At 73.1% G+C, this 5743-nt stretch carries 6 protein-coding genes; 3 read left to right on the forward strand and 3 right to left on the reverse strand.

Annotation, left to right across the window (positions count from 1 at the left end; all coding sequences use genetic code 11):
- Both B7L92_RS13480 and B7L92_RS13485 read right to left on the reverse strand, forming a co-directional pair.
- On the reverse strand, positions 1-165 hold a 165-nt coding region (locus B7L92_RS13480; RefSeq protein ID WP_143626317.1), incomplete at its 3' end, for a DUF2510 domain-containing protein.
- A 160-nt stretch (positions 166-325) separates the two neighbouring features.
- Positions 326-1741, reverse strand: a complete 1416-nt coding sequence (locus tag B7L92_RS13485) for an FAD-binding oxidoreductase (protein ID WP_081237647.1) — start codon at positions 1739-1741, stop codon at positions 326-328.
- 104 nt (positions 1742-1845) lie between these two features.
- On the opposite strand from B7L92_RS13485, the gene B7L92_RS13490 reads away from it, so the two are divergent.
- On the forward strand, positions 1846-3246 hold the full coding sequence (locus B7L92_RS13490; RefSeq protein ID WP_081237648.1) for a tetratricopeptide repeat protein: 1401 nt from the start codon (positions 1846-1848) through the stop codon (positions 3244-3246).
- A 61-nt stretch (positions 3247-3307) separates the two neighbouring features.
- Here the strand turns inward: B7L92_RS13490 and hppD are convergent, their stop codons facing one another.
- Positions 3308-4456, reverse strand: a complete 1149-nt coding sequence (gene hppD, locus B7L92_RS13495) for a 4-hydroxyphenylpyruvate dioxygenase (RefSeq protein WP_081237649.1) — start codon at positions 4454-4456, stop codon at positions 3308-3310.
- 122 nt (positions 4457-4578) lie between these two features.
- Between hppD and B7L92_RS13500 the strand changes: the two genes are divergently transcribed.
- The gene (locus B7L92_RS13500; protein WP_081237650.1) at positions 4579-5049 is read left to right on the forward strand and encodes an Lrp/AsnC family transcriptional regulator; all 471 of its coding nucleotides are present in this window, start codon (positions 4579-4581) and stop codon (positions 5047-5049) included.
- Positions 5050-5079: 30 nt separating this feature from the next.
- On the forward strand, positions 5080-5743 hold a 664-nt coding region (locus B7L92_RS13505; RefSeq protein WP_081237651.1), incomplete at its 3' end, for an ABC transporter permease.

Raw genomic sequence — 5743 nt, forward strand, 5'->3', positions numbered from 1 at the left:
GTGCCGCCTGGGTGCCGGGCACGAGCCGTCCCGGGGCGCCGGACGGCTCGTGCCCGGCACCCAGGCGGCACCGTTCCAGTACCGGACGTATCCAGGGATGGACGGGTCCGGGTAATACCCTTCGCGGGGCGTGTCGTCGCCGGGGGCCGGGGTTGGGGCGCTCATGTCCGTCGTCCCGTATCTGCTCGAGGGATGGGTCGGGGGAACCCACATCTATCAGACGGGCGCGGGCCTGACCGCCCGTCCTGCCGGACCCACCCCTTTCGGGCACTGATGGGGTACCCGGCGAAAGATTTTCCGGAAATCCGAGCACGGTTCGGAGAATTCAGAACAGCTTGCCCGGGTTGAGGAGGTTCAGCGGGTCGAAGACCTGCTTGACGGCCTGGTGCAGCTCCACGCCCACCGGGCCGATCTCGCGCGCCAGCCACTCCTTCTTCAGGACGCCCACGCCGTGCTCGCCGGTGATGGTGCCGCCGAGTTCCAGGCCGAGCGCCATGATCTCGTCGAAGGACTCGCGGGCCCGCCGGGACTCCTCGGGGTCCGCCGCGTCGAAGCAGACCGTGGGGTGGGTGTTGCCGTCGCCCGCGTGGGCGACGACGCCGATGGTGAGCCGGTGCTTCTCGGAGATCCGCTCGACGCCCTCGATGAGCTCGCCGAGCCGGGAGCGCGGCACGCACACGTCGTCGATCATCGTCGTGCCCTTGACCGCCTCGAGCGCGACCAGGGACGTCCGCCGTGCCTGGAGCAGCAGTTCGGACTCGGCGGCGTCCTCGGCCGGCACCACCTGGGTGGCGCCCGCCGCCTCGCACAGCGCGCCGACGGCGGCGAGGTCGGCGGCCGGGTCGGTGGTGTCGAAGGCGGCCAGCAGCAGGGCCTCGGTGGACTCGGGGAGGCCCATACGGGTCATGGCGTTGACGGCCCGGACCGTCGTACGGTCCATGAGTTCGAGGAGTGAGGGGACGTGCCCGCCGGCCATGATGCGGCACACCGCGTCGCAGGCGGCGGTGCCGGAGGCGAACTCGGCGGCCAGCACCAGTTGCCCGGGCGGTTTGGGCCTGAGGGCGAGGACCGCGCGGACGACGATGCCGAGGGAGCCCTCGGAGCCGACGAACAGGCGGGTCAGGTCGTACCCGGCGACGCCCTTGGCGGTGCGGCGGCCGGTGGACAGCAGCCGGCCGTCGGCCAGCACCACGTCCAGTCCGAGCACGTACTCGGCCGTGACCCCGTACTTCACGCAGCACAGCCCGCCCGAGGCGGTGCCGATGTTGCCGCCGATGGTGCACGTCTCCCAGCTGGAGGGGTCGGGCGGGTAGTACAGGCCGTGTTCGCCGACGGCGCGGGAGAGCGTGGCGTTGACGACGCCGGGCTCGACGACGGCGATCCGGTCGACCGGGCTGATCTCCAGGATGCGGTCCATCCTCGTCAGGGAGAGCACGATGCAGCCGTCGGTCGCGTTGGCCGCCCCGGACAGGCCGGTGCGGGCGCCCTGGGGGACGACCGGGACGCGCAGCGCGGTGGCGGTGCGCATGACGTGCTGCACCTGTTCGACCGTGCGGGGCAGGACGACCACGGCGGGGCTGCCGGCCGGGCAGAAGCTCGCCATGTCGTGGGCGTAGGAGGCCGTGACGTCGGGGTCGGTCAGGACGGCCTCGGGGGGCAGACCGCCGAGCAGCCGGTCGACGAGGGAGCCGGCCGTCACCGTGTCTTCATCGCGTCGCGCTTCGATACGGCTCATGATCACAGCGTGACACCCGGGGCCATCGGTGTGAACCCCACGTACGGCAGCAGCGTCACATCGGGGTGTGTTCATCGTATGAACGCCAGGTGTGGCGCACAGTGGGCGCCATGGACGACAAGCCACACGAGCCCGGCCGGCGGATCCGCCGCCGGGTGCTGCTCTCCTCGGTCGCCGGGTGCGCGGTGCTCGGCGGGGTGCTGGTGCTGGTGCCGCTGCCGCGGGAGCACGGGGTGGACTCACCGGAGCGGGCGGAGCGGGCGCTCGCGGCGGTCACCAGCGGGGTGCCGCCCGCGCTGCCCGACCTGGCGGTGCTGGTCGAGGAGCGCGGGCGGCACCTGGAGAAGCATCCGAAGGACGCGGAGTCCTGGGCGGTCCTCGGGGCGGCCCGGGTGGAGCAGGGACGGCGGCTGGCGGACCCGGCGTACTGGTCGCGGGCCGAGAAGGCGCTGCGCACCTCGCTGAAGGTGCGGCCGAAGGGGAACGCCCGCGCGCTGCGGGGCCTCGCGGCGCTGGCGAACGCGCGCCGGGACTACGTGGGGGCGCGCAGGTGGGGCGAAGAGGCACGGAAGCTGGAGCCGAAGCGGTGGACGACGTATCCGCTGCTGATCGAGGCGTGCACCGGACTCGGCGACCACGAGGCGGCGGGGAAGATGCTGGACCGGCTGGCCGCACTGCGCTCCGGGCCCGAGGTGATGGCGCGGGCGGCGGCCGTGTACCGGGACCGGGGCTGGCGGGAGGACGCGGCGGTGCAACTCGCCGACGCGGTGTCGGCCGCGGGGCAGCCGGCCGAGCGGGCGGCGTATCTGGAGCAGGCCGGGCAGCTGGCCTGGGAGCGCGGCGACCGCCAGGAGGCGCTGCGGCAGTTCCGGGAGGCGGTGCGGATCGACCCCGACCAGCGGGCGGCGCAGGCCGGGCAGGGCAGGGCGCTCGCGGCACTGGGCCGGACGACGGAGGCGCTGACCGCGTACCGGGCGGCGCTGGACGGGCAGCCCCGGCCCGAGTACGCGCTGGAACTGGGCGAGCTGTACGAGTCGCTGGGGCGGCGGAAGGAGGCCGAGGCGCAGTACGGCCTGCTGCGCGACCGGGTCCGGCTGGCCGCGGCGCACGGGGCCGACGAGGACCTGGTGCTGGGCCGGTTCGAGGCGGACCACGGGAACGCGGGGGCCGCGGTGCGGCGGCTGCGGGCCGAGTGGGAGCGGCAGCCGTCGACGGAGGTGGCGGACGCGCTGGGCTGGGCGCTGCACCGGGCGGGCCGGTCCGAGGAGGCGCTGCCGTTCGCGCTGCGGGCGACGGACGAGGGCCGGGGCGGCGGGGTGCGCAGCGCGCTGTACGTGTTCCACCGGGGCATGATCGAGCGGGAGGTGGGGCGGGACGGGGCGGCCCGGCGGCATCTGCGGCAGGCGCTGCAGATCAACCCGTACTTCTCGCCGCTGCGGGTGCCGCAGGCGAAGGCGGCGCTGGAGCGGCTGGGCGAGCCGTCCGTGCTGGCCGGTCCGGAGGTGTCCTGAGACGCCCCCGCGTGCGGGGGCGGGCACCGGTCGCCGGTGCCCGCCCGGGTCCGCCGGCGGGTTACAGGTTGCCGCGCTTGGCCTGCTCGCGCTCGATCGCCTCGAACAGGGCCTTGAAGTTGCCCTTGCCGAAGCCCATCGAGCCGTGCCGCTCGATGAGTTCGAAGAAGACGGTCGGGCGGTCCTGGACCGGCTTGGTGAAGATCTGCAGCAGATAGCCGTCCTCGTCGCGGTCGGCGAGGATCTTCAGCTCGCGCAGCGTCTCGATCGGCACCCGGGTGTCGCCGACCCACTCGCCGAGGGTGTCGTAGTACGAGTCCGGGGTATCCAGGAACTGCACGCCGGCCGCGCGCATCTGACGGACCGTGTGCACGATGTCGTTGGTGTTGAGCGCGATGTGCTGGACGCCGGCGCCGCCGTAGAACTCCAGGTACTCGTCGATCTGGGACTTCTTCTTGGCGACGGCGGGCTCGTTGATCGGGAACTTGACCTTGAGCGTGCCGTCGGCGACCACCTTCGACATCAGCGCGCTGTACTCGGTGGCGATGTCGTCGCCCACGAACTCCTTCATGTTCGTGAAGCCCATGACCTTGTTGTAGAACCCGACCCACTCGTTCATCCGGCCGAGCTCGACGTTGCCGACGCAGTGGTCGATGGCCTGGAAGGAACGCTGGGCGGGCGGCGCGACGATCGGGTCGGCCGCGACGTAGCCGGGCAGGTAGGGGCCGTCGTAGCCGGAGCGGTCGACCAGGGTGTGGCGGGTCCTGCCGTAGGTGGCGATCGCGGCCAGCACGACCGTGCCGTGCTCGTCCTTGAGCTCGTACGGCTCGGCGACCGGGCGGGCGCCGTGCTCGACGGCGTAGGCGTACGCGGCGCGCGCGTCCGGCACCTCGAGGGCGAGGTCGATGACGCCGTCGCCGTGCGCGGCCACGTGGTCGGCGAGGAAGGCGCCCCACTCGGTGGACTGCTTGACCACCGAGGTGAACACGAAGCGGGCCGAGCCGCTCTCCAGGACGTACGCGGCGGTCTCGCGGTTGCCGTTCTCCGGTCCGGAGTAGGCGACCAGCTTCATGCCGAAGGCGGTGGAGTAGTAGTGCGCCGCCTGCTTGGCGTTGCCCACGGCGAAGACGACCGCGTCCATCCCCTTGACCGGGAAGGGATCGGCCTGCCGGGCGTCGGTCACGGGAGTGTGGTCTGTGGTCTGCGTCATAGGGGCAGGGTGGTGCAGCCCTGCAAGGTGCGCAATAGTTCGCGTATTCACTGGGCAATGTGTTCAGTCGTCCGCCCGCTTCGGCGGGCTTTCTGTACAGGATGACCATCGGGAGGGGCGGGATGGCGATCGATCATCTGGACGGCCGGATCATCGTGCTGCTGGCACGCGAGCCGCGCGTCGGCGTGCTGGAGATGTCCCGCCGGCTCGGGGTGGCGCGCGGGACCGTGCAGGCCCGGCTGGACCGGCTTCAGTCGAACGGAGTCATCCGCGGATTCGGTCCCCAGGTGGACCCGGCGGCGCTCGGCTACCCGGTCACGGCGTTCGCCACCCTGCAGATCCGGCAGGGCCAAGGAGCCGACGTGCGGGCCCACTTGGCGACCGTGCCGGAGGTGCTGGAGCTGCACACCACCACCGGCACCGGGGACATGCTGTGCCGGCTGGTGGCCCGCTCCAACGCCGATCTCCAACGGGTGATCGACCTCGTCGTCGGTTTTGATGGCATCGTCCGGGCCTCCACGGCGATCGTCATGGAGAACCCCGTTCCGCTGCGGATCATCCCGCTGGTGGAGCAGGCGGCGCTCGGCGAGTGACCCGACCCGGCCGAGCGGGGGTGAGCGGACGTGACCTTCTGGGAGTACCTGGGCGACCACCGTCAGCAGCTGCTCACCGACGCCTGCCGGCACGCCGCGGCCGTCTTCACGTGCACGGTGGCGGCGGCCGTGCTCGGCGTGCTGGTCGCGGTGGTCGTCCACCGCAGCGCGCGGGCGGGCGGCCTCGCCGCGGCCGCCGGCCCGTCCCTGTCGGCCGTTCCGGTCCTGGCCGTGTTCGGTCTGCTGGTCCCGGTCGTGGGGCTCGGGCTGCCGCCGACGGTGCTCGCGCTGACCCTGTGCGGGCTGCTGCCGGTCGCGCGGAGCGCGGTCGTGGGCCTGCGCGGGATCGATCCTGCGCTGGTGGACGCGGCCGGGGGCGTCGGCCTGTCGCGGCCGGCCCGGCTGGTGCGGGTGGAGCTGCCGCTGGCCTGGCCGTCGGTGCTGGCCGGGATGCGGGCCGCCACACGGCTGCTGATGGGCGTCGCGGCCGTGGCCGCCTGCGTCTCCGGTCCCGGCCTCGGCAACCCGATCCTGCGCGGGATCACCTCGCCGGACAGCGGCGACGCGCTCCCCCAGGTGCTCGCCGGCACGCTCGGGATCGTCGTCCTCGCGCTGCTCTTCGACGCCGCGTACGTCCTGGTCGGGCGGCTCAGGCATGGGTACCCCCGGGCACGGTCAGCCGCCCGACCAGGAC

Origin of the sequence: Streptomyces viridosporus (assembly GCF_002078235.1) — a bacterium.
GTDB classification, from domain to species: domain Bacteria; phylum Actinomycetota; class Actinomycetes; order Streptomycetales; family Streptomycetaceae; genus Streptomyces; species Streptomyces viridosporus.